The sequence below is a fragment of the Umezawaea sp. genome (genome assembly GCF_036375055.1).
GTDB lineage: Bacteria > Actinomycetota > Actinomycetes > Mycobacteriales > Pseudonocardiaceae > Umezawaea.
This window is the reverse complement of record NZ_DASUSQ010000170.1, coordinates 1-24,106: the sequence shown is the minus strand read 5'-3', so window position 1 is coordinate 24,106 and position 24,106 is coordinate 1. Positions and strand designations below refer to the sequence as shown.

Genomic DNA, 24,106 nt, shown 5'->3' with positions numbered 1-24,106 from the left:
CACTCGCATCGACCGAACTCCCACGGACGGACAACTCCCATGACCATCGTTCTCGTGCACGGCGTCCCCGTCACCTCCGCGGTGTGGACGCCGCTGCTCACCGAGTTGGCCGAGTCGGGTCACGATGACGTGGCCCTCCTCTCCCCTCCCGGCTTCGGCGCCCCGCTGCCCCCGGATTTCGGTGCCACGATCGACGACTACCGGAACTGGCTCGTCGAGGAGCTGTCCCGGTTCGACGCACCCGTGGACCTCGTCGGCCAGTCCATGGGAGGCGGTCACGTCCTGGAGGTCGCGATGACCCGCCCGGACCTGGTGCGCAGTTGGGTCAGCGACGTCATCGGCGGCTTCGAGCCGGACTACTCCTGGCACCCGGTGGCGCGGACCTGGCAAACGCCGGGCGAGGGAGAGCGGTCCCTCGAGGAGCTGTTCGCCGGGGACACCGCCGACCGGGCCGCGCGCATGGTCGACTGGGGGATCCCCGAGCCCGTGGCGGGCGAGGTGGCTCTCGCGCAGGGCCCGGACATGGCGAGGGCCATCCTCGCGCTGTACCGGTCCGCGGCACCACCGACGCTGAGCGAACGCGGCCGCGACCTCCCCTCTGCCGCCGCTCGGCCCGGTCTGGTCCCGATCCCGACCGAGGACCTCACCGTCGGCAGTGTGGCCAGTCGCCATCGCGCCGCCGACCGTGCGGGCGCTCGCGCCGTGGAACTCGACGGAATCGGTCACTGGTGGATGCTGGAAGACCCCGTCCGGGCGGCACGGGTGCTGGCCGAGTTCTGGAGCGGACTGCAGCGGGGGTTCCCGGCGCCGATCGACGACCACGGACGCGACCCCCGGTGATCACGGAGGCGCCCGTGTTTCGTCGCCCGGCGGAACTCCGCACTCGGGCGGGGAACGCCACGCCGCGGGCTACTCCACCGCCGTCCGATCAGCGGTAGGTGGCGCGGTGGCGGAGTTCTAGTGTGTTTTGCCAGGGATTCGCAGGCACAGGGGACGAGTGCGATGAAACTGGAACCCTCCTTGCAGCACGCGGTGGCGGTGTGGCGCACCGAACTCGGCCACGCGGCGGAGGGCGTGCGCCCCCGGCTCGCCGGACCGGGGGCCGAGAGCAGGCGCGTCACGGTGCTCGTGCGCTACTCGGGTGACGTCGAGGCGTTGCGGCGAGCCGGACTGGACACCGGCTACGACAGCGGCGGTGTGGTCTCCGGGATCATCGCGCTGGCGGACCTGGACCGGCTGGACGCCGTGCCGGGGGTCGAGTCCGTCTCGCTGGTGAAGCCGCCGCGGCCGAGCCTGGACGACACGGTCGAGGAGATGCGGGTGCCGTGGAAGGTGCCGCCGACGACGCCGTGGCCGGGGCGGGGCGCGGGTGTGATCGTCGCGGTGATCGACACCGGGATCGACGTCTTCCACGAGTCCTTCCGCAACACCGACGCGGACAAGACCACCCGCATCCTGGAGCTGTGGGACCAGGGGGCGAAGCCGACGGACGGCGGACTGCCACCGCCCGCGGGCTTCCAGCAGATCGGTCGGCTCTACCAGCCGCAGCACATCAACGCCGCGCTGAAGTCCGGCCAGCCGTTCGCCAGCGTCGACGAGGACGGCCACGGCACGCACGTCGCGGGCATCGCCGCCGGCGACGGCAGCCAGGACGACCGGTGCAGCTCTCCCGGCACGTACACCGGGGTGGCGCCGGAGGCGGACCTGGTCGTGGTGAAGGCGATCGCCTCGTCGTCGTCGAACGTGCCGGACGCCATGAGGTGGTGCGCCCAGGCGGGCGGGAGGCACGCGGTGGGCAACCCGCCGGTGGCGCGGCCCGTGGTGGTCAACTGCAGCTTCGGCTTCAGCACCGGGCCGCACGACGGCACCGACGCGCTGGACTGGGTCATCGACGACGTCCTGCGGCCCACGGCCGTCCCACCGCCCCCGCCGCCTCCGGGGGTCGCCTTCGTGGTGGCCGCGGGCAACTCGGGCGTGCACGAGATCCACGAGAGCGGCACTGTCCCGGCCGGCGGACCGGGAGGAACCGCCACCGTGCGCTTCCGCGTCCCGGAGAACTCGCTCAAGGTGGACCTGCTCGACATCTGGTACACCGGTGCGGCGTCGCTGAACATCGAGCTGATCGCGCCGGTCAGCGCCTCCTTCCCCGGCACGGTCACGACCGGCGTCATCGCGCCCGTCCCGGTTCCGCCCGCGGGCACGCCGCCCAGGACGTTCACGATCGGCCGGATGACCCTGACGGTCACGTCGCTGGCCGTCCAGCACGGCAACGGCAAGAAGCAGATCGAGGTCACGATCGCCGTTCCGGCGGACACGGCGGTCCGGGAGGGCGAGTGGCGGTTCACGTTGACCAACACGACCTCGACCCCGGCCGTCTGGGACGCGTGGTTCGAGATCGAGCACGGCGACGCCTTCCCGACGTTCCGCCTGGAGTCGGAGCCGGACCGCGTCGAGAGCAGGCGCGTCAACACGATCAACTCGCCCGGCACCTCGCGCAACGCGATCACCGTGGCCAGCTACGCCGACGGCGGCGGTGAGCTGGCCGACTCCTCCTCCAGGGGGTTGCCGACCCAGGCCGTCACCCCGCCGGGCGAGATCAAGCCGACGGTCGCGGCACCCGGTGTCGCGGTCGCGGCCCCGCGCAGCAGGCTCGACAAGGACAGCAACTCCTCCTGCTGCGACCAGCTGGTGCTCGACTCGTTCGGCACCAGCATGGCGTCGCCGCACGTGGCCGGGCTGGTGGCGCTGATGTTCCAGAAGAACCGGAACCTGACCTTCGTGGACGTCCGGGAGAAGCTCCAGAAGTCGTGCCGCGTCGACGGGATCCCGGCCGCCGAGGTCCCACCCGTGATCGCGCCCGGCATCAAGGGCAACCACCTGTGGGGCTCCGGCAAGGTCGACGCCGCGGCGGCCCTGAACCTGGTCACGGCCGCCGCCGCCTCCGCCGCCTCCGGTGGTGGTGGCGGCGCACCGCCGCTCGCGTTCGCCCCCGACGAGATCGGCCTGACGCCGCACACCCTCCGCTCCCGCGTCGCCGACCTGCACCGGCGGTTCGGCCCGAGACCGGGGGTGCAGCTGTTCGCCTCGCTGGTGAGCGAGCACGTGGACGAGGTGCTGCGCCTGGTCAACACCAACCGCCGGGTGCTGGTGGCGTGGCGGCGGCTCGGGGGACCGCAGGTGGTGCGCCGCCTGCTGCACGGTCCCGCCGTGAACGGCGCGCTGCTGCCCGAGGCGGTCGACGGCCTCGACGTCCACGAGCTGGTCACGGGGTTCCTCGCGGTGCTCGACCGGTTCGCGGGGCCGCGGCTGCGCGCGGACCTGGTCCGGTTCGCCGACTTCGTCCGGCTGTGGCCCGGTGGCAGCCTGGACCGCCTCGACGAGGCCGCGCTCGACCACGGGGCGGGCCGGTGAGCGCGGGCACCCTGGAGCTGCTGGCCAGGGAGATCGGCACGGCCCTGCTGCCGCTGGAGCAGAACCTGGCCGCGGCCGAGCGCGACGCGTTCTTCGCCGGGCTCGGGTTCCGGCTGCCGGGCGGGCTCGGCGCGGCGGGCGACGCCCTCGCCACCGTCACCAGGCAGGTCGGGGCCGCGGCGCCGATCGTCGCGCGGCTCACGCAGGCCATCACCGCGGGCGACGACGGCGCGATCGTCGCGGAGGGACTCGCGCTGGTCCGCGGGCTCGCCGAGACCTTCACCGCGCTCGACGGCCTGGCGCCGGCGCTGAGCGCCGCCGTGACCGGCTCCACCGGCCTCACCCCCGCCCAGCGCACCCGGCTGCTGGCCGAGGCGGCGCTGATGCCCCAGCGGCTCGTCGAGTTCGCGGTGATCTCCTACGTCGAGGGCAAGGGCCGCGCGGCCGTCGAACTGCTCACGCTCCTCGGCGTCGTCGAGGACGGCCCGGTGAACGACCCGGACGACCCGGACGCGGTCCCCGGACGCCGCAGGCGCCTGCACCTCGACCGCTTCCTCACCGTCCTGACCGACCCGGCGCGGTGGCTGCGCGACACGGTCGGCTTCGGCGCGGACGGGTTCGACGGCGCGCTGCTGTGGCCGCGCGTCTCCGCCCTGCTCGCCGGGCGCGGCGCGGAGTCCGTGCTCCTCACGCCGCCCGGTGGGCCACCGGTGCTGGAGGCCTACTTCCTGCGGTTGAGCGTCGACCCGACCACGAGCCCACCGGCGGTCACCGCACGGCTGCGGGTGCCCGCGCGGCGGGACGTCGCGCTGACCATCCCGCTCGGTTCGCTGTGGACGCTGACCCTCGCGGTGGCGTCGCGGTTCGAGGCGGGGCTGGACGCCCGCGTCCGGCCCCCGTTCGACGTGGAGCTGACCCCGCCGACCGGCTCGCTGGAGCTGGACGTGACCGCGGGCGCGCGCGCCGAGCGGGGCGGCGCGCCCATCGTGCTGATCGGCACGACCGGTTCCTCGCGCCTGGAGGTCGGCCGGTTCGCCGTCGCCGTCGGGGTGCGGGCGTCCGCCGACCCCGGTGGCGGCGTCACCGCCGAGCCCTCCGCACGGGTGGAGCTGTCCGGCGGGCACGTGCTGATCGACCTCGCGGGCGCGGACGGGTTCATCGGCACGGTCGCGGGCGGCGCGAAGATCGAGTCGGCCTTCGAGGTCACCGGGACCTGGGCGCCGTCGACGGGGCTGCGCCTGGAGGGCAGCGGCGGACTCGACCTGGAACTGCCGCTGCACGTGGAGCTGGGGCCGATCGAGATCACCGCGCTGCACCTCGGTGTCGGGTTCGCCGCGGACGGCACGGTGCCGATCGAGGTCTCCGGCGGTTTCACCGCCGCGCTCGGCCCGATCAGCGCGGCGGTCGAGCGGGTCGGCCTGGTCGCCGACCTGTCCTTCCCCGACGGCGGCGGCAACCTCGGCGTGGCCGACCTCGCGTTCCGGTTCAAGCCGCCGACCGGTGTCGGGCTGGCCGTGGACGCCGGGATCGTCACGGGCGGCGGTTTCCTGTCCTACGACGAGGCGCGCGGCGAGTACGCGGGCGCGCTGGAGCTGGAGTTCGCGGGGTTCGTCGACGTCAAGGCGATCGGGCTGATCACCACCAGGATGCCGGACGGCAGCCGGGGGTTCTCGCTGCTGATCGTGCTCACCGCAGAGTTCGGCCAGGCGGGCATCCAGCTCGGGTTCGGGTTCAGGCTCCTCGGCGTCGGCGGGATCCTCGGCCTCAACCGCAGGATGGACCTCGACGCGCTGGTCGAGGGCGTCGTCACCGGGTCGATCCAGTCGGTCCTGTTCCCGCGCGACGTGGTGGCCAACGCGCCGCGCATCCTCAGCGACCTGCGCACGTTCTTCCCACCGGACGAGGGCACGTTCCTCGTCGGCCCGATGGCCAGGATCGGCTGGGGCACGCCGACGCTGGTCAGCGTCTCGCTCGGGGTGGTCGTCGAGATCCCGCCGGGCAACATCGCCGTCCTCGGCCTGCTCGAATGCCTCCTGCCCAGCGAGGACGTCGCGCTGCTGGTGCTGCGGGTCAGCTTCGTCGGCGCGCTGGAGGTCGACCGGTCCAGGCTGTGGTTCTTCGCGCGGCTGTTCGACTCCCGCGTCCTCACCATGACCATCGAGGGCGGGATGGGGCTGCTCGTGGCGTGGGGGGACAGCCCCGACCTCGTGCTGTCCGTCGGCGGCTTCCACCCCGCCTACACCCCGCCGCCGCTGCCGTTCCCGGTGCCGCCGCGCATCTCCGTGGACATCCTGAACTCGCCGGGACAGCTGATCCGGGTGTCCGGCTACTTCGCCGTCACCAGCAACACCGTCCAGTTCGGAGCGAAGGCCGAGCTGCGGCTCGGCTTCGGCGGCTTCGGCGTCGAGGGCCACCTCGGCTTCGACGCGCTGTTCCGGTTCTCGCCCTTCTCGTTCGTCGTCCGCGTGTCCGCCGGGGTGTCGCTCAAGGCGTTCGGCATCGGGCTGTTCGGCATCGACCTGGACTTCACCCTGGAGGGTCCCGCGCCGTGGCGGGCGCACGGTCGCGGGTCGATCTCCCTGCTGTTCTTCGAGATCTCCGCCGACTTCGACATCACCTGGGGCGAGGAGCGCACCACCACGCTGCCGCCGGTCGCGGTGCTCGCGCTGCTGGAGGCCGAGATCCGCAAGGTCGAGGGCTGGCGGACCCGGCTGCCCTCGGGCGGGTTCACCCCGATGGTCACGCTGCGACGGCTCCCGCCCGGCGACGACCTCGTCCTGCACCCGCTCGGCACGCTGGTCGTGCGGCAGCGGGCCATCCCGCTCGGCGTCCGGATCGACCGGGTCGGCGCGCAGCGCCCGAGCGACGGCAAGCGCTTCACCGTCGAACCCGCGCAGAACAGCGGGCTGGTGCGGAGCTCGGTCACCGACGACGAGTTCGCCATGGCCCAGTACCAGGACATGGACGACGCGGCGAAGCTGTCGCGCCCGGCCTACGAGACCCAGGACGCGGGGCTGGAGCTGGTCGCCGCGGGCGGCGCCATCGCCTCGCCCCGCGTGGTGCGCCGCAGCGCCCGCTACGAGCTGCACGTCATCGACAGCGAGGCCCCGTCCGAACCCGACGCCGCGCGCGCCGCGACCGTGCGGCGCTCCCCGCGCCTGTACTCCCCGCCGCCCGCGGTGTTCGGGCAGCTCCTGGCGGGCAGCAGCACGGCTCGGTCGCCGCTGTCGCGGCGGGAGGCCCGGCAGCGGCAGCCGTTCCCCGCCGCCGAGACCGTGCGGGTGGCGGGCAGCCGGTACGTCGTGGCCCACCTGCGCAACAACCACCAGGCGTTCCCGCCCGCCACCGCGAGCGCCACGACGTCGAGCTTCCGCAGCGCTGCGGCGGCCGAGGACGCCGTGGCCGACTGGGTCCGCGCGGACCCGTCCCTGGCCGGGCGGCTGCACGTCCTGCGCCAGTCCGAGGTGCTCGGCGGTGTGCTCGCCGAACCGGGTGCCTGGTCGGCCGCGGGCACGCCGCCGATCGCGGTCGCGGAGGCCGACGCGGTCCGCCTGACCTCCGGAGGGGTGCTCGTCGCGGGCGGTGCGGACGCCGCCGGGGCACCGGTGGCCGCGGTGGCGGTGTTCGACCCGGTCGCGCGCACCTGGGCCGCCGGGACCGCGGCACTGGCCACGGCCCGCCGCAGGCACACCACGACCCGGCTCGGTGACGGTCGGGTCGTCGTCACGGGCGGTGTCGGCACCGCGGGCGGGGTGCTGGCCGGGGTCGAGGTGTTCGACCCGGTGACGGGCACGTGGTCGGCTCCGGCGACCGGGCTCGCCACCGCCCGGTCCGGGCACCGCGCCGTGCTCGTGGGCAAGGAGCTGCTGGTGGCGGGTGGCACGAGCGCCAGGGGCGCCGCGCTCGCGTCCGCCGAACTGCTCGACCCGGCCACGCTGGCCCGGACCGCCGTCGGGTCGATGGCGCAGGCGCGGACCGGGCACGCGGCGGTCGTGCTCGGCACCGGGAAGGTCCTCGTCGTCGGTGGCGCCGTGCCGACCGGTGAGGGGGAGCGCGCGCTCGCGTCCTGCGAGCTGTACGACCCCGCGACGGGGACGTGGACCCCGACCGGCGACCTCGCCGTGCCGCGCAAGGGCCACCAGGCGACGCTCCTGCCCGACGGCCGGGTGCTGGTCACCGGCGGCGACGCCGTCCCGGCCGTCCCGTACCGCGTCGACAGCCTGGCCGCGGCCGAGGTGCACGACCCGAAGACCGGCGCGTGGACGCGGGTCGACGACCTGCCGGGCGGTGGCCGCAGCGGGCACCGGTGCGTCCGCACGCCCCGTGGTGCCGTCGTCGTCGGCGGTGTCGGCGGGCCGCGGGCGACGGCCGGGTTCCGCGACGTCGTGGCGTTCGACCCCGCCACCGGCTCGTGGACCAGGACCGGCGCGCTGGCCACCGGCCGGTGGGACTTCCCGGCAGTGGACCTCGCGGACGGCCGCGTGCTCGTCGTGGGCGGTCGCGCGCTGGCCGGGCCCGCCGCGCCGGGCCCGGCCCAGCTCGCCCCGACCGCGGAGACCTACCTGCCATGACCAGAGTCGGAGGGACCAGACCATGACCACCGGCATCCTCGCGACCGAGACGTGGTCGGCCGCCCCGGACCACGCCGTGGCCGCGTGCTGGCGCGGTCAGCACGACCACGCCGTCGTCCTCGCCGCGGGCGCGAAGGTCCTCGTCGCGGGCGGCGCGGACGCCGCGGGCGCGGGCCTGCGGCAGAGCGCGGTGTACGACGTCGCCCTGAACACCTGGTCGCCGACCGCCCAGCTCGGCACCGCCCGGCAGCTGCACGCGCTCGCGGTCCTGCCGGACGGCGCGGTGCTGGCCACCGGGGGGACCAGCACCGCGGCGGGCACCCCGCTGACCACGGCCGAGGTCTTCGACCCCGCGTCGAACACCTGGCAGGCGACCGCGCACGACCTGGTGACGGGCCGGTTCGGGCACAGCGCGACCACGCTGTCCACCGGACGCGTCCTCGTCGCGGGCGGCAGCGGGCCGCGCGCCGGTGGCGGGGTGGTGGCGCTGCGCTCCGCCGAGCTGTTCAACCCCGCCGACGGCACCTGGGAGGCGGTCGGGCACGACATGGCCGACGCCCGCACCGGCCACACCGCGATCCCGTTGCAGAACGGGCAGAAGGTGCTGGTCTGCGGGGGCAGCGTGCCCGTCGGCGCGGGCGGCGAGGCGGACCTGGCGTTCTGCGAGCTGTACGACACGGCGACCGGGACGTGGACGCCGACCGGGAGCATGGCCCACGCGCGCGCCGCCCACTCCGCCACCGCGCTCACGGCCACCACGGTCCTGGTCGCGGGTGGCCGCGCGCCGGGCGCGACCGGGGACGGGTTCGACCCCTTCGCCCGCGCCACCGCCGAGGTCTACGACCTGGCCACGGGCACGTGGCACGCCGTGGCCGCGATGCCCGCCGGACGGGCGTTCCACCGCGCGGTCGCGCTGGGGCCGGGCACGGTGCTCGTGGTCGGCGGCGCCGACCACGTCGACAACGAGACCGGCTACCGGGGCGCACTGCGGTTCTCGGCGGGCGCGTGGACCCCGTACGCGGGACTGGCCGAGGGCCGGTGGGCGTTCGCCGCGGCCTCGTCGGGCTCGAAGGTGCTCGTCGCGGGCGGCGTCACCCGCACCGGCCTCGCCGCCGCCGCGGGCCCCGTCGAACTCACCGCGACCGCCGAACGGAGCGGCACGTGACCGACGGCGCCTACTCCTTCCTGCCCTGGCTGCGGACCGGACTCACCACCAGGATCACCGGCGAGCCGGGAACCGGCCGCGCGACCGTCCCGGTCCAGCTGGAGCTGGTCGGCGACGCGCTGACCGCGGGCGCCCCCGCGCCCCGGACGCTGGTCCAGCAGCCGGTGCAGCTCTACGGCCCCGGCGACGTCGTCGGGATCGACCCCAGGGCCATCTCACGGGTGGAACCGCTGCCGTTCACCACCAACTTCGAACCCAACTACCTGGCGCACGTGGAGTTCTACGACGAGGACTTCGCCTGGCGCTACAGCCCGGCCGCGCCGAACGCCGCCACCAGGAGGCTCACCCCGTGGCTCGCGCTGGTCGTGCTCGCGGAGGGCGACGAGTCGGGGCCCGCCGAGTTCGAGGACGGCGGGGCGGGCGACGGGCCGCTGCCGTTCATCACCGTCACCGCCCCGACCGCGCTCCAGCCTCCCGGTGACCTCGGCGCGTTCGTCCACGTCCACGTCAACGGCTCGCTGGCGGGCAGGCTCGACGTGGACGACACGACCCCCGGCGGCATGGGAGGCGTGCTGTCGACGCTGGCCACCGTGCTGCGGAACTCGCCGGACAGCGCCTGCTCGCGGCTGCTGTGCCCCCGGCACCTCAAGCCCACCACCACCTACCACGCGTTCGTGGTGCCCGCGTTCGAGACCGGCAGGCGCGCCGGGCTCGGCATCGAGCCGGGGCAGATCGCGGCGACCACCCCGAGCTGGGGCGTGCCGGGGATGCCCTCGCCGGGCAGGCTCCCGTACTACCACCGCTGGCAGTTCGCCACGAGCCCGGCGGGCGACTTCGAGTTCCTGGTCCGGCTGCTCAAGCCGATCGAGGCGGGGGAGCCGATCGGCCTGCGCGACGTGGACGCGCACCGCTCGCCCGGTTTCGGCCTGCCCGGTCTCACCACACCCACCCAGCCCGACGGCGTGCTGCGCCTCGGCGGCGCGCTCCAACTGCCCGACTCCGACAAGGTCGTCGACGAGTTCGAGAACTGGGACGACTACTACGGGCAGCAGCCCCCGGCCGATCCGCCCGCACCGCCCTACCCGAACCAGTGGCAGCGCGCGCTGGCCGGGCTGATCAACCTCGCCGAGGCCTACCAGCACCAGACGGCCGCCGCCGCGAACACCGCGCTGGCGCCGCGGATCCCCGACCTCGCGGGGCAGGTCGACCCGGTGATCACCCCGCCGCTGTACGGGCGGTGGCACGCCCTCACGCCGAAGCTGCTGAGCACACCGGAGGGCACCCCGCTGCCCGACGCCGAGGTCCACAACTGGGTGCACCGGCTCAACCTCGACCCGCGCTTCCGGATCGCCGCGCACCTCGGCACCAAGGTGGTCCAGGCGCGGCAGGAGGAGCTGATGGCCGCGGCCTGGGAGCAGCTCGGCGAGACGCGGCGGGCCAACGCGTGGATCAGGACCGCCCAGCTGGCCAGGGAGGTCGGCGAGGTCCTGCACGGCAAGCACATCGCACGGCAGACCGGGGCGGTCGGGACGGCGGGCGCGGAGCCGCTCCCCTCCGGCCGGGCGCTGACGATCACCGCCCCCGCCCACCCCAAGGTGCTCGACCGCCCCGGCGCCGCGGCGGCGGAGGCGGGCGAGGTGTTCGCCGTCGGCTTCAAGGTGTCGCGCAGCCGGGTCGCGACGGCCCCCGTGTCGCCCACGATGCGCCGCCTCACCCGACCGGGCGGCAGGCTCATGAGGACGCTGGCCACCTCGCTGGACACGCTCGTCGCCCGCATCGACGAGCAGCAGGTCGCCGCCGCGCCGCCGCTGGAGACCCCGCCCGGACTCGTCCTGCCCGCCCGGCGGGCCGACGCGGCCGTCCTCGACGACCGGCCGCGGCTCGACGTCGCGGACACCACCACCGCCGTGGTCGCCGGTCTGGACGCGAACACGACGGTCGTCGACAGCATCGTCGCGGCGGTGAACCTGCCCGCGCGGCTGGCGCCGAAGGACGGCGAGCTGACCGAGGTGATGGCCTACCCGAGGTTCGACGTGCCGATGTACACCGAGCTGCTGAGGATGTCGACCGACACCTTCGTGCCCAACCTCGGGCTGCTCCCGCCGAACTCCATCACCCTGCTGGAGCCCAACACCAGGTTCATCGAGTCCTACCTGGTCGGCCTCAACCACGAGATGGCCCGCGAACTGCTCTGGCGGGAGTACCCGACCGACCAGCGCGGCACGCCGTTCCGCCAGTTCTGGGACCCGCGCACCGCACCGGCCCGGCCGAACGAGACGGCGGACCAGCGGCGCGAACGGCTCTACGACATCCCGCCGATCCACGAGTGGGGCACCACCTCCCGGCTCGGCGAGAACCCCAACCCGAGGCCGAGACCCGGTGATCCGCCGCGCGCGGTCACGCTCGTGCTGGTGATCCGGGGTGAGCTGCTGCGCAAGTACCCGACCGCGGCCGTGTACGCGCACAAGGCCGTGTGGCCGGACAGGAAGGGGCAGCCCGGTGTCCCGGACAAGACCGGTGAGCGGACGCTCGCGGCGCTGCCGCCGAACGAGGCCCCACCGAGGAAGCTGGTCCGGCTGCCGATCTACGAGGCCAAGGCCGACCCCGACGTCTACCTGCTCGGCTTCGACCTGAGCGCCGACGAGGCCCGCGGCACGGGCGGCGACCTGGGCTGGTTCTTCGTGCTGGAGGAACGGCCCGGCGACCCGAGGTTCGGGCTCGACGAGGACCGGCCGGGCGCGCAGGCACCGGTCGAGGTGTGGAACGACCTGTCCTGGGGCCGCGTCGACCCGGCGGGCACCGGTTTCATCCGGTTCGACGGGGGCGTCACCGTCGGGCTGGAGGACTTCAACCACGACGAGGACGACCAGGAGAAGACCGAGCAGCGCGCCGACGACGTGCGGGTCGCGCCGTGGTCGCCGGACGTCAGCGCCGCGGACGCCGCCTACATCCTCTTCCAGGCCCCGGTGCTGGTGGCCGTCCACGCGCAGGAGATGTTGCCGGATGCCCCCGCTCAGCCTTGACTTCCCGGTGCTGCTGGGCCCGGTCAGGATCGAGACCCGCTTCACCCAGACCGAGCTGCTGGTCCGGGTGTTCCCCGACGAGTGGTCGGTGACCAAGCTGGAGCCGAGGCCGACGCGGGCGGAGCTGGCCGCGCTGGACGCCTACTGGGCCGCGCTCTGGGCCTCCGGCGGCTCGGCGGTGGGGGAGCGGGCCGCGTGGCACGAGCTGGTCGCCCGGATCCCCACCGGACGCGCCGGGTGGCTGCTGCGGAACCGCACACCCGCCAACCCGACCGAACGCCCGCTCGGCGTGCCCGCGGGCACGGCGGTGCTCGTGGTCGTGAGCCCGCAACCGGTCGCCGCGAACGACCGGCAGCCCACGACCGCCTACTGGACGGCCGTGTGGGGGGCGCACGGCGACCGGGCGGAGCTGCGCGCCGCCGAGGTCGCGCTGCTCGCGGCGGTCGGCCAGAACCAGACGAGGGCGAACGCGATCAAGGCCCGCCGTCCGTCCGGGGTGGACGCCGCGCCGAACGCTCCCGGCGATGCCGTCGTGGTGGCGTTCCTCGTGCTGCCCACGCCGGACGCGGGCCAGGTCGCGCCGCTGTCCTGGACCGCGGCGGCCACCGCCGCCCTGCTGCCCGACCGGTTCACCGTGACCGGGTACGTCGGCGGGACTGCCGTGTTCTCCAAGACCGGACAGCCGGTTCGCCAGGGCCTGGCCGTGAGCCCGGACCCGAACGAGCCGTCCGCGACCCAGCTCAGGATCGACGAGACCACCGGCGCGCTGGTCGTGCCGCCCGCGCTGCGCTGGCTGACCGACTTCGACGAGGCCGTCGCCGCGGGCGTGGGCCTGCGGATCCCGTTGCAGGACGCCTTCCGCGACCGCGTCGACCGGCTCGTCGTGCTCGGCCTGCGGGAACAGGCGACGCCGACGCAGACCGCGACCGCGTTCGGCGCCCTGCTCGCCGACCAGTCGCACAGCTCGGCCGGGCTCAGCCTGCTGCCGCAGGGCACGCCGACCAACAACTCCGAGGAGCGGTCCGCCGGGCAGGACCCGGTGACCGAGGCCGACACGGCGCTGTCCACGGCGGCCGGGTTCGCCGCCGCGGCGACCGACTGGACGACCAAGACCGACGGCCAGTGGCTCGCCGAACTGCTCGGGCTCGACCCGGCCGTGCTGGCGGGCGTGCCGAACGCGGAGGGCACCGACCGGCGGGACGCGCGGGCCGCGCACACCGCGCTGTGGCCTGCCACCACGGGCTACTTCCTGCCGTCGCTGCTGACCGCCGGTCAGGCCGAGCAGACCCGGCAGTTCTTCCTCACCCACGTCTCCGGGCGGGGCCCGCTGCCCTCGCTGCGCATCGGCCGCCAGCCCTACGGCATCCTGCCGACGACGGTGTTCTCCCGGCTCGCGTTCCCCGCCGCGGCGACGCACCGGACCGCCCTCGACCAGGCGCTGAAGACGGCGGCGCAGCAGTGGAGCGCGGCGCTCCCGCACGTCGCCGACCTCGACGAGCCCGGCCCCGACCGGCACCAGACCCTGCTGGACATCCTGGCGCTGCACCCGACCTCGGTCGAATACCACGTGCTGGGCGACCCTGGCCACCCGCTGACCACACCCGTGGTCGACGACCGGCCGCTGTCCGAAGTGGACCGGATCCGGCCGTACACCGCGGACGGCCGCGACTACCTGACCTGGCTCGCCGAGAGCGACCCGGCCGCGGTCGCGGGCGAGCACGGCTTCGCCGACGACGTGCCGCCCTCGACGCTGCTCTACCGGCTCGCGCGGCGGGCGGTCCTGCTGACGCCGTCACCGGAACTGGACCAGGCGTTGACGATCCTGGCCGGGCTGCCCACCGCGAAGCTGGAGCGGGTCTTCGCCGAGCACCTCGACTGCGTCTCCCACCGCCTGGACGCGTGGCGGCTCGGGCTGGCCACCGAACGGCTGGCCGAGCTGCGGTACGGCCCCGACGGCACCGGCCAACCGGTGCGGGGCCTGCACCTGGGCGCCTACGGGTGGCTGGAGCACGTCACCAGGAACACCGACCCGGTGGACCTGGTCACCGTGCCCGCCGACCTCACGTCGGTGTTCGGCACCGCCCCGATCCCGCACGACCGGGGCAACGCCGGGTACGTCCACACCCCGTCACCCGCCCACGCGCGCACCGCCGCCGTGCTGCGGGCCGGGTACCTCGCGAACGCCGACCCCGCGAAGGCGACCGTGTTCGCGGTGAACCTCAGCTCGGAGCGCGTCCGGCTCGCCCTCACCATCGCGGACGGGATGCGCCAGGGCCAGTCGCTCGGCGCGCTGCTCGGCTACCGCTTCGAGCGGGGGCTGCACGACCGCGACGCCGGGTTGGACCGGTTCATCGCCGGGCTCCGGCTGAGGTTCCCGTTGCGCGCCAACAAGATCGAGGACACCGCGATCCCACCGGACGATCCGGGGGCGCCGACGAGCATCGAGCAGGTCGAGGCCCGCAACGTGGTCGACGGGCTCGCGCTGCTGCGGCGCGCCAACGAGCTGCGGGCCGCCGCTCCGCCGGGCGCCGAGCACCCGGACGACTACCCGTTCGGGTTCACCGACCTGCCACCGGCGACCGCGTCCCAGGTCGTCCACCTGCGGGCCGAGGTGGACGCGCTGCGCGACGCGGTGGACGCGGTCGCGGACGTCGCGGTCGCCGAAGGCGCGCACCAGGCGTTGCAGGGCAACACCGAACGCGCGTCGGCGGCGCTCGACGCCTACGCCAGGGAGGGGCTGCCGCCCGCGCCGTCGGTGGTGGAGACCCCGCGCGGCGGGACCACCCTCACCCACCGGCTGGCGGTGCAGTTCAAGTCCGGTGTCGACCCCGACGACGACGACCCGCCGCGGGCGCAGGCCGAGCCCGCCGTCGACGACTGGCTGCCGTCCGTGCTGCCGAAACCGTCGAGCGTGGCGGCGCTGGTCACCTGGCGGGACGAGGACGGTGACCTGCGCGGTCGCACCGTCACCCAGGCGGAGACGGGTCTGGCGCCGATCGACCTGCTGTGGGCGCTGCGCCCGGCCGACCAGGCCGCGATGACCGACCTGGACGACCGGATCCTCGGCGTCGTCATCGAGGCCGAGAAACCGAGGCCGGACCTCGAACTGCACATCGAGTACACCACCCGCGTCGACAAGAAGGTCACCTTCTTCGAGGTCTCGCCGCTGGTGGCGGCGGTGCGCACGCTGCTGACCACCGCCAGGCCGCTGCGCCAGAGCGACCTCGTGCCCGCCGCGGGCCCCGCCGCCGTGAACCGCGCCGCCGACGACGCCGTGTCGCTGTCGAGGAAGCGGCCTGCCACCGTGCTGGCGTCGATGGTCGACCTGATCGACGACGTGACCGACTACGTCGGCGACCTCGGCCCGCTCTACCCGGACGGCGCGCCGCCCGAGCGGACCCCGATCCTCAGCGGGATCGACGCGTTCCTGACCCGGTACGCGAAGCTGGCGGTGACCGCGAGCGGGTTCGGCGTGGTCCGCAGCGGCTGGAGCGAGCTGGCGCTGTGGCGGCGCGGGGTGTTCGCCGACGTCCTGGCGGCCGTGGCGGCGCTGGCGGCCCGGATGGCGACCGCGCTCGCCGCCGCCAACGCCCTGCTGGACCAGTACGAGAACCTCCCGAACCCGACGCCGAACCCGCAGCGGTTCGCCCTGCTGGAGCAGGCCGAGCGGCTGCTCACCACCCGGCCGAAGCGCAGGGACGACACCCCGGCGAAGATGCGCACGCGGGTCCGCACCCTGCGGAACTCCTTCAGCGGCACCGTGGACGGGCTCAAGCAGCTGGCGGGCACGAACCGGAAGGCGCTGAGCGACCTGCTCAAGGACGTCGTCGCGGCGCTGCCGCCCGCCGAGTTCGACCCGCGGGGCCTCGACCCGACCCCGTTCCAGGACCGCGTCGTGGCCTTCGGCGGGGAACTGCTGGCACGGGCGGGCAAGCTCGGGGACGAGCTGACCGCGCGGCGCGCCGCGGCGAGCACGGCGCTCCAGCTGCACGACCAGACCCCGCCGGGACCGGCCAGGGTCCGCGCGGCCACCGACGCGCTCAAGGCGCTGCTCGGCGAGGACGTCCTGTGCGTGCCCGAGTTCACCCCGCCGGCACCGGTCATCCAGCAGTGGCGCAAGGCACGGGCCGACAGCGGCGACCTCGTCGCGCACCTCAAGCCCGCGCGGGACTTCCCGGTCGACGACTGGCTGCACGGGATGGCGCGGGTGCGGGAGGCGCCGAGGCTGTGGGAGCAGGTGGTCCTGCTCTCCGACGCGCTGCTCGGACCGAGCGGGCTGTTCGGCACCGGCGGGTTCGACCGGGACGCACCCGAGCTGTCGCCGATCCAGCTCCCGTTCGTGCAGAACGACCACTGGCTGGGCCTGGAGTTCGCACAGGACTCCGCGCTGCCCGACCAGCTCGACGAGGACCGGCTGCTGTTCACCGCGCACTACGCGACCGGGCTCGGCGGCGACCAGCAGTGCGGGCTGCTGCTGGACGAGTGGACCGAGGTGATCCCCGCCGAACGCGAGACCACCGGGGTCGCCGTGCACCACGACGGACCGGATTCCGAGCCGCCGCAGGCGATGCTGCTGGTCGTGCCGCCGGTCCGGGTGGCGGGCGGGCAGTGGGCGGCGGCCGACCTGGTGGACGCGGTCACGGAGACGTTCGAGATGGCGAAGACCCGTGCGGTCGAACCGGCGCACCTCATGGCGGCGGCGCTCGCGCACCTGCTGCCGGCGACGTACTGGAGGGCCGACCGATGACCGATCCCGGCGCCGAGGTGCTGGACCAGCTCGTGGGGCGTCCACGCGCCACCGAGTTCACCCGCGCCCTGCGCGCGGAGGTCCGGGACCCGCTGTGGCTGCTCACCCGGCAGTGGCAGCTCGGCGAGTTCCGCGGCACCGACGGCGGTTCCCCGGTGACCGCCACGTACTCGGTCGCGCGGACGCGGCCCAGCCGGTTCCGGCCGTTCGGCGGCCCGCCGGAGGACCTGCCGACCAACCGTCCACTGGAGACGGTCGCGGAACGGCGGCGGCTCACCTTCGCCCACGGCACCGAGAAGATCGCCTTCGACCTGCGGCTCGCGATCGGCCACCGCTGGTTCAAGCTGCTCGACCAGCTGGGGCTGCTCGGCCACGTGCGCAAGTACGAGGAGCAGTACGCCGCGAAGTACCCGATCGCGCTGCCCACCGCGGCCGACGTCACGCAGCGCGCCAACCCGGCGGTGTGGGCCACCCTGCAGGCGGTCGCCGGTCGCCGCATGGACGGCTACGAGCTGTACCTGCACGTGAAGGGCGGTGGGGAGGCCGACGACGGCATCGACACCATCCGGCTGCTGCACCACGCCCCGCTGGTCAACGCGGGCAAGCGGCTGGTCGCCTGGTTCGACGCGCTGATCGACCAGCCGACGGGCGTCACGCAGGCCGACCCGGACGGTGACGCCACGTGGGACCCGCGCAGGCTGGAGCACCGGTTCTCGGTGGCCGCGTCGATGCCCGGCGGCGCCGAGAAGACCCTCACCGCGCGGGAGTACCCCGGCGGTCAGCTCGACTGGCACGCGTTCTCCGTCGACCCCGGCCCCCCGCTCGGCGGCGCGGAGCCACCGGAGCCCGCGCTGGCGCGGACGGTGTTCCCGGCGCCGGTCCGCTACTCCGGGATGCCGCTGCCGCGCTGGTGGGCGCTGGAGGACGGGAGGACCAACTTCGCCGCCGTCCGCCCGGACAGCACCGACCTTGCGCGGCTGGTGTTCCTGGAGTTCGCGCTGGTGTTCAGCAACGACTGGTACCAGCTCCCGTGCGACCTCCCGGCGGGCACGGTCGCGCGGATCCGCGGCCTGGTCGTGACCGACGTGTTCGGCCACCGGCAGTGGGTCACCCCGGCCGGTGCCGGGTTCGACGAGGACTGGCAGCGCTGGTCGATGTTCACCCTCGACACCATCGGCGGCGGCGACGTGCCCGCCGACACCGACCTGTTCCTGCCGCCGAGCGTGCCGAAGGTGGCCGAGGGCCCGCCGCTGGAGGAGGTCCTGCTGATCCGCGACGAGAACGCGAACCTGGTGTGGGGCGTCGAGCGGACCGTCCAGCTGCCCACCGGCCAACCGCACCGCGGTGCCGAGGCCGCCGCGGAAGTCTTGGCCCACCGCCGCCGGACCACCGCGCAGCCCGTCCCGGACCCGCCCCGCGCCGCCCTGTCCTACGCCGCGATGAACACCATCCCCGAGCACTGGATCCCGTTCATCCCCGTGCACGTCCCCGGCGACAACCGCGAGGTGCAGCTCCAGCGCGCGGCGATGCCCAGCGCGGTCGACGGCCACCCGGTCCGCCCGAGGACCACGCTGCTGCGCGAGGGTTTCGACCGCGGGCAGCAGTACTTCGTCAACGAGGAGGAGGTGCCGCAGGCGGGCACCCGCCTGTCCGTCGCCTACAACCGCACCCGCTGGCACGACGGCCGCCCCGTGGTCTGGCTCTCCGCCCACCGCGGCGCGGGCAGGGGGGAGGGGTCGAGCGGCCTCGTCTTCGACCTGCTCACCAGCACACCGCCGCCCGCCGACTGACCGGGGCGGGCGGCCTTCGTCGTTCGGCGGCTGGAGGACACCCGGTTCGGGCAGAATGGGCGCCCGTCGAGGACTGGGGTGGGATGAGACGCGCGTGGGCCGTGTCGGCCGCGGTGCTCGCGGTGTCGACGTACGCCTGCCTGTCCGTGGCCGCTGCGCTGCCCCTGTCGATCTGGGCCGGCGCGTCGGACGCCCGGTCCGAGCGGAGCGCGCCGCGGTTCGTCCTCGTGCGCCTGCTCGTCCACTTCGTCGACCTGTCCCCGCTCGACGCCTACTTCCGCGCGCTGCGCGGGTGGGAGTGGTTGCCGCGACTCGTGCTGCTGGTGGCGCTGGTGTCCGGGGTGTACCTGGCCACGCGGGCGGTGGGCTGGGCGCGGGTCGTGGTGGCGCAGGCGGGAGCCGTGCTGGTGGCAGCGGTGCGTGGTGCCGCGGGCGTGCGGGGCCGCATCCGGTACGGGCGACGGGTTCCCGCCGCGGGACGGTCGCGCACTCCGGCCTCCGTGTGTCCAGGGGTTGGATCACTGTACCGAGCCGGTCGCGTCGGTTTCGGCGGATTCGAGCGTCGTCCGGCGCGACCGCAGGACGACGAGCTCCGCGGGGCGCACCGCGGCCAGACCGGCCAGTCGGCCGTCGCGGCCGTCGTCGTGGTGCCGTCGCACCGGACGAAGCAGACCGGATCGGGAGCGCGAACCCGTGTGAGGTGGATCCACCGCCGTCGCGGTGTTTGGAAGTCGCCCCGCGCGGGCATCTCTCCGTCGAGCAACGTGAAGCGACGGAAGAGCCGGTCGCCACCGCCAGACGAAGGAGATTTCACCGTGGGTATCTTGGGTTGGATCGTGCTCGGCCTCATCGCAGGCGCCATCGCGAAGGCCATCATGCCCGGCAAGGACCCCGGCGGCATCATCATCACCATGCTGATCGGCATCGTGGGCGCCATCATCGGCGGTTTCGTGGGCAAGGCGCTGTTCGGCACCGACATCAGCACGTTCTTCGACCTCAGCACGTGGTTGCTGGCCATCCTGGGCTCGCTGATCCTGCTGGGCATCTACCGGCTGGTGACGGGCAGGCGCGCGCACGCCTGACCCGAACCCCCGCGAAACCCCCGGCGATCACCGATCGCCGGGGGTTTCGCCGTTCGCCAGGGGCGGGAGAGGTCTCAAGGGGACAACGCGGTCGACGTCGTCCGGTCGGGTGTCGCAGCGGCGTTTTCCGGGTACCACCGCCGGAATGAGCGCATGGCGTCGGGGTTCGGTACGGGTGGCGGTCTTGGTGGTGCTGGTCGGGTTGTCGGTCGCGGGGTGTCAATGGCCACGGGACGCGGCAGGCACGCTGGACCGGGTGCGCGGTGGTGCGGTGCGGGTCGGGTGGGCGGGTTCGACACGGACTCCCCGTGGCAGGAGGACGCGGCGCTGACCGTCGACCACCTCACCACCGACGCGGTGGTGGCCGTGCCCGCCGGGACGACCACCGACGTCACGGGGCTGTCGGTGCTGGTCCGGGAAGGCAGCGCGGACGAGGCGCTGCTGGCGGACGAGGGCGCGAAGCCCTGGCCCGTCAGCGGGATCGCGCGGCGGCCGAACGGTCCGGCGGTGGTTCCCGACTGGCTCGTGGACGCCGCGGGACTCGTCGACAGCGGAGTCCACCTCTCGACCGCCGACCACGTCATGGCGGTCCCGCTCGGCGAGAACGGCTGGCAGACCACCGTCGAGGGGTTCCTCCTGTCGCTCGACCAGGACGAGGTCCGACGACTGCTGCTCGACGCCGACCGAGCGGAGGGGTGAGCGGTGGCCGCCGTCTACGGCCGCTACGAACCGCCCGCCGACAAGGCCGACCTGCACCGCCGCGCCGTCCGGCTGGAGTGGTGGACGATCGGGTTCTTCGTCGCCGCCATCACCCTGCTCGCGGTCACCCTCGGCCAGTCGCAGGCGATGGAGGCCGCCTGGGTCGAGGACATCCTCGCCCTCACCCCGCCGGTCGCGTTCCTCATCGCCAACCGCTACCGCAACCGGGCGCCGAGCCCGGAACACCCCTACGGCCACCACCGGTCGGTCGCCATCGCCTTCCTGGCCTCCGCCCTGTCGCTGCTGGTCCTCGGCGGCTACGTCCTCGTGGACTCCGTGATCCGGCTCGTGGAGGGCGAACGTCCACCGATCGGTCTGGTGGAGGTGTTCGACGTGACGGTGTGGCTGGGCTGGCCGATGATCGCGGTCCTGCTGCTGACCATGGTGCCCGCCATCCTGCTCGGCCGCGCCAAGATCGGCCTCGCCGAGGAGCTGCACGACAAGGTCCTCTACGCCGACGCCGAGATGAACCGCGCGCCGACTGGCTCACCGCGGCCGCCGCCGTCCTCGGCATCCTGGGCATCGGCGCGGGCCTGTGGTGGGCCGACGCCGTCGCGGCGATCTTCATCTCCGCGGACATCGTCCGCGACGGCCTGCGCACCACCCGCACCGCCGTGACCGACCTGATGGACCGCAGGCCCCGCACCGTGGTCGACGGCGAACCGCACCCGCTGCCCGGCAGGCTCACCGACCTCGCCCGCAGCCAACCCTGGGTGGACGACGCGTGGATCAGGCTCCGCGAGGAGGGCCACGTCTTCGTCGGCGAGATGCTCGTCGTGCCAGGGCCCGGCACGGACGACCTTCCCAAGAGGCTCGAAGAACTCGGCGAACTGCTCAGGGACACCGACTGGCGCATGCACGACCTCGTCGTCGCCCCGGTGCACCGCATCGACCACGCGTAGCGTTCGAGTGTGGTTGTCAGCTCAATAACTTCAGTGTTGACCGAAATCAACCAGGGTCAGCCCGCTGTCCGTCCCGCACGACGAGGAGAGGACCGGCTCATCGCCGCGCTCCACGGCGGCGGTGGGGCTGGCACCAGGGCGGACCGGCTGGTCGGCCGGATCGTCGAGCGGTCGGGTGGCTCCTACGGTCCTGGGCGTGGTCGAAAACTGCATCCCCTTGCGCCGCAAGGCGATTGCCCTCACCTCCGCCGTGCTCCTGGCCGCCTCGCTCGCGGCGTGCGCGACGCCTGCCGCCACGAGCGGCCCGGCGCCGAGCACGCCCGCGTCCGCCGATCCCCGGACGCTCAGGGTGGTGCACGCCGAGCACGAACTGGTCTTCCACGTCGTGGACGGCGCGCTGCCTGCCCTGGTGCTGGACGCGGGTGGCGGGCTGGACTCCGTCGTACTGGAAGGACCTGGCGCCGCGGCTGGCGAAGACCACCGGTTCGAAGGTCATCACCCACGACCGGGCGGGCGAGGGGGAGAGCGACGAGGTGTCGGGGCCGTGGCGGGTGGAGAACGCGGTGTCGGACCTGGAAGCCGGGCTGGAGGAGTCGGGGGTGACCAAGGACGTCGTGCTGGTCTCGCACTCGATCGCGGGCGAGGTCGCCACCAACTTCGTCGTCAAGAACCCCGGCTGGGTGTCCGGCGCCGTGCTGGTCGACGCGAACGTGCCCGACTTCTTCACCGACGGGGTGCTGACGGCGTTCGAGCCGGTCGTCGAGGCGCGGCGCGCCGCACTGCTGGAGCAGGAGTCGACCAAGGAGAACCGCCGGCTGCTCGCCGTCCTGGTCGACTACGCCCCCGTCCACCGCGTCTTCCGCGAGCTGTCCTGGCCGGAGGACGTGCCGGTGACGGTGGTCGTCGCGTCCGAGACCCCGTTCGTCGACCTCCCCGAGGCGGCGGCGATGTGGCGGGACGGCCAGGCCCGGTTCGCGCGGGGCGGACCGAACCGGAAGCACGTGGTGGCCGAGAACACCTCGCACGAGGGGATCGTGACCGAGCGCCCGGACGTCATCACCGGCGCGGTCGAGGACGTGGTGGAGACCGTGCGCCAGCCGCGGTGCGGATCACTCAGCCCGGCGAACGCGGCCCGCACGTCGTCCACGAAGGGGCCCGGCTGTTCCCAGGCCGCGAGGTGGCCGCCGGCCTGCGTCTGTCCGAAGTGGACCGGGTTGGTGCGGCGGCGTTCGGTCCAGCGCCGGGACTCGCGCACGACGTCGAGCGCCGTCATCGTGACGCCGGTCGGCAGGGTCAGCGGGGCGTCCGGGGTGGACGGCGGGCGCCACCCCTCGCGGACCAGCTCCCAGTAGAAGCGGGCCGCGGTCGCCGCCGAGCCGGGCAGCCAGTGCGGCGCGATGGTGTCCAGCAGCTCCTCGACGGGGAAGGTCGCCTCCGCGTCGCCCTGGGCCTGGAAGACGGTGTGGATCCACGCGGCGAGCCTGACCGGTGAGCAGCCGACGGTCTGCGGCTGGGTGCTCCGCTGGACCGCGTAGGTGGACCGGTGGTGCCCGGTAGCGCTCGCCGTCGGCGAGGGCGGCGCGTTCGGCGGGGTCCGCCGCCGCGACCTCGTCCGGCGTGGGCTCGAACACCAGCGGGGTGAGGTGGATGCCGACCAGGCCCGGGGTCCCGCGCCGGGCGAGTTCCTCGGTGACCGCGCTGCCAGGGTCTCCTCCCTGCGCGCCCCACCGCCCGTGGCCGAGGCGGGCCGTGAGGGTCCCCCACGCCGCGCTCGGTGCTGCTGGCCCTGGCCGCGGTGGTGGCGTGGGGGCGGTTCGGGCCGCACGCCTCCTGACCCAGGGGGCCGGACCCGGTGGTCCGGCCTCCGGGGCCGGTCACGCGGCCAGTTGGCGGACGAGGCCTGCCGAGTCGTGCAGGTTCGTCATCTTCGTGAAACGACCGTCGCCGACGGTGTAGATGGCGTACTCGACGATCTCGAACGACGCCCCGGAGGGCGGTACGCCGAGCCACTCCTGGACGGGGGTCCCGGTGTTGATCGCGCGCACGGCGATGCGGTCGCGGTCGATCAGCAGTTCCTGGACGTCCCAGTGGATGTCGGGAACGGCGTCGACGATGCCCTTCAGGACCGCGACGACGGCATCGCGCCTGCCGGGGACGCCGTCGAGCATGACCTCGTCGTCGATGAACTCCTCCATGCCGTCCAGGTCGTGGTTGTTGAGCGCCTCGACGTAGCGCAGGTACCAGCTGCGCAGATCACGGTCGGTCACGGGACTGCCCTTCGCTCGACGCTTGTGCACCGATCGGTGCTGAATTGTCACGGTACTTCGGTACCGATCGGTGTACAAGGGGGTGGCGCGGCCGGGGACCTTCGACGCCGACGGGAGCTGGAGGACCTTCGACGGGTCGCCGACGCCGCCCTGCGGAGCCGCCCACCTGTCCGAGGCGGTCACCGGACTCGTCCCCTAGCGAGTCCTCTGAGGACGGTGGACGGTGCGCGGAGGCACCGGTGCGCGGAGGCATACTGGGCGCATGGCGCATGGTGATCTCGGGCTGTTGCACGAACTGCGTGCCCTGTCCCTCATGCTGGAGGAGCGGAACGTGACGCGGGCCACCGACCGGTTCCACCTGAGCCAGTCGTCGATGAGCCGGACGTTGC

14 protein-coding genes are annotated in these 24,106 nt (G+C 74.1%); 13 read left to right on the top strand and 1 reads right to left on the bottom strand.

Annotated features, from left to right (window positions below; all coding sequences use genetic code 11):
* Positions 1–39 precede the first annotated feature (39 nt).
* The 13 genes from VFZ92_RS40005 (at position 40) to VFZ92_RS39945 (ending at position 22,985) form a co-directional block, all read left to right on the top strand.
* Entirely contained in the window at positions 40–840 is an 801-nt protein-coding gene (locus VFZ92_RS40005) for an alpha/beta hydrolase (protein WP_330882953.1), read from the top strand.
* A 162-nt stretch (positions 841–1,002) separates the two neighbouring features.
* On the top strand, positions 1,003–3,411 hold the full coding sequence (locus tag VFZ92_RS40000; protein ID WP_330882951.1) for a S8 family serine peptidase: 2,409 nt from the start codon (positions 1,003–1,005) through the stop codon (positions 3,409–3,411).
* Positions 3,408–7,982 carry a DUF6603 domain-containing protein gene (locus VFZ92_RS39995; protein ID WP_330882949.1) on the top strand — a complete coding sequence of 1,525 codons (4,575 nt, stop codon included), beginning with the start codon at positions 3,408–3,410 and terminating at the stop codon, positions 7,980–7,982. The genes VFZ92_RS40000 and VFZ92_RS39995 overlap by 4 nt, the downstream gene beginning before the upstream one ends.
* A gap of 22 nt (positions 7,983–8,004) precedes the next feature.
* On the top strand, positions 8,005–9,147 hold the full coding sequence (locus VFZ92_RS39990; protein ID WP_330882947.1) for a kelch repeat-containing protein: 1,143 nt from the start codon (positions 8,005–8,007) through the stop codon (positions 9,145–9,147).
* Positions 9,144–12,170 carry a hypothetical protein gene (locus tag VFZ92_RS39985; RefSeq protein ID WP_330882946.1) on the top strand — a complete coding sequence of 1,009 codons (3,027 nt, stop codon included), beginning with the start codon at positions 9,144–9,146 and terminating at the stop codon, positions 12,168–12,170. The genes VFZ92_RS39990 and VFZ92_RS39985 overlap by 4 nt, the downstream gene beginning before the upstream one ends.
* Positions 12,151–16,917: a hypothetical protein gene (locus VFZ92_RS39980; RefSeq protein WP_330882944.1), complete on the top strand. Its 4,767-nt coding sequence runs from the start codon at positions 12,151–12,153 to the stop codon at positions 16,915–16,917. The genes VFZ92_RS39985 and VFZ92_RS39980 overlap by 20 nt, the downstream gene beginning before the upstream one ends.
* A complete protein-coding gene (locus VFZ92_RS39975; RefSeq protein ID WP_330882943.1) occupies positions 16,914–18,707 on the top strand; it encodes a hypothetical protein in 1,794 nt (597 codons plus the stop codon). The genes VFZ92_RS39980 and VFZ92_RS39975 overlap by 4 nt, the downstream gene beginning before the upstream one ends.
* Positions 18,708–19,522: 815 nt before the next feature.
* The gene (locus VFZ92_RS39970; protein ID WP_330882979.1) at positions 19,523–19,789 is read left to right on the top strand and encodes a GlsB/YeaQ/YmgE family stress response membrane protein; all 267 of its coding nucleotides are present in this window, start codon (positions 19,523–19,525) and stop codon (positions 19,787–19,789) included.
* 282 nt (positions 19,790–20,071) lie between these two features.
* Positions 20,072–20,488 (top strand): hypothetical protein, encoded by a 417-nt coding sequence (locus VFZ92_RS39965; RefSeq protein ID WP_330882941.1) that lies wholly within the window; start codon positions 20,072–20,074, stop codon positions 20,486–20,488.
* A gap of 3 nt (positions 20,489–20,491) precedes the next feature.
* Positions 20,492–21,166, top strand: coding sequence for a cation transporter (locus tag VFZ92_RS39960; RefSeq protein WP_330882939.1), 675 nt, complete (start codon positions 20,492–20,494; stop codon positions 21,164–21,166).
* Entirely contained in the window at positions 21,163–21,450 is a 288-nt protein-coding gene (locus VFZ92_RS39955; RefSeq protein WP_330882937.1) for a hypothetical protein, read from the top strand. Before VFZ92_RS39960 ends, VFZ92_RS39955 begins: the two co-directional genes overlap by 4 nt.
* Before the next feature lie 422 nt (positions 21,451–21,872).
* Positions 21,873–22,802, top strand: coding sequence for an alpha/beta hydrolase (locus VFZ92_RS39950; RefSeq protein ID WP_330882935.1), 930 nt, complete (start codon positions 21,873–21,875; stop codon positions 22,800–22,802).
* 45 nt (positions 22,803–22,847) lie between these two features.
* On the top strand, positions 22,848–22,985 hold the full coding sequence (locus tag VFZ92_RS39945; RefSeq protein WP_330882933.1) for a hypothetical protein: 138 nt from the start codon (positions 22,848–22,850) through the stop codon (positions 22,983–22,985).
* A gap of 339 nt (positions 22,986–23,324) precedes the next feature.
* Here the strand turns inward: VFZ92_RS39945 and VFZ92_RS39940 are convergent, their stop codons facing one another.
* Complete coding sequence (locus VFZ92_RS39940) at positions 23,325–23,717, bottom strand: ester cyclase (protein ID WP_330882931.1); 393 nt, start codon at positions 23,715–23,717, stop codon at positions 23,325–23,327.
* Between the last annotated feature and the right edge of the window lie 389 nt (positions 23,718–24,106).

Excerpts from the sequence above, each read along its gene's own strand:
- VFZ92_RS40005 (WP_330882953.1), top strand. The coding sequence starts at position 40 with ATGACCATCGTTCTCGTGCACGGCGTCCCCGTCACCTCCGCGGTGTGG.
- VFZ92_RS40000 (WP_330882951.1), top strand. The coding sequence starts at position 1,003 with ATGAAACTGGAACCCTCCTTGCAGCACGCGGTGGCGGTGTGGCGCACC.
- VFZ92_RS39990 (WP_330882947.1), top strand. The coding sequence starts at position 8,005 with ATGACCACCGGCATCCTCGCGACCGAGACGTGGTCGGCCGCCCCGGAC.
- VFZ92_RS39980 (WP_330882944.1), top strand. The coding sequence starts at position 12,151 with ATGCCCCCGCTCAGCCTTGACTTCCCGGTGCTGCTGGGCCCGGTCAGG.
- VFZ92_RS39975 (WP_330882943.1), top strand. The coding sequence starts at position 16,914 with ATGACCGATCCCGGCGCCGAGGTGCTGGACCAGCTCGTGGGGCGTCCA.
- VFZ92_RS39945 (WP_330882933.1), top strand. The coding sequence starts at position 22,848 with ATGGTGTCCAGCAGCTCCTCGACGGGGAAGGTCGCCTCCGCGTCGCCC.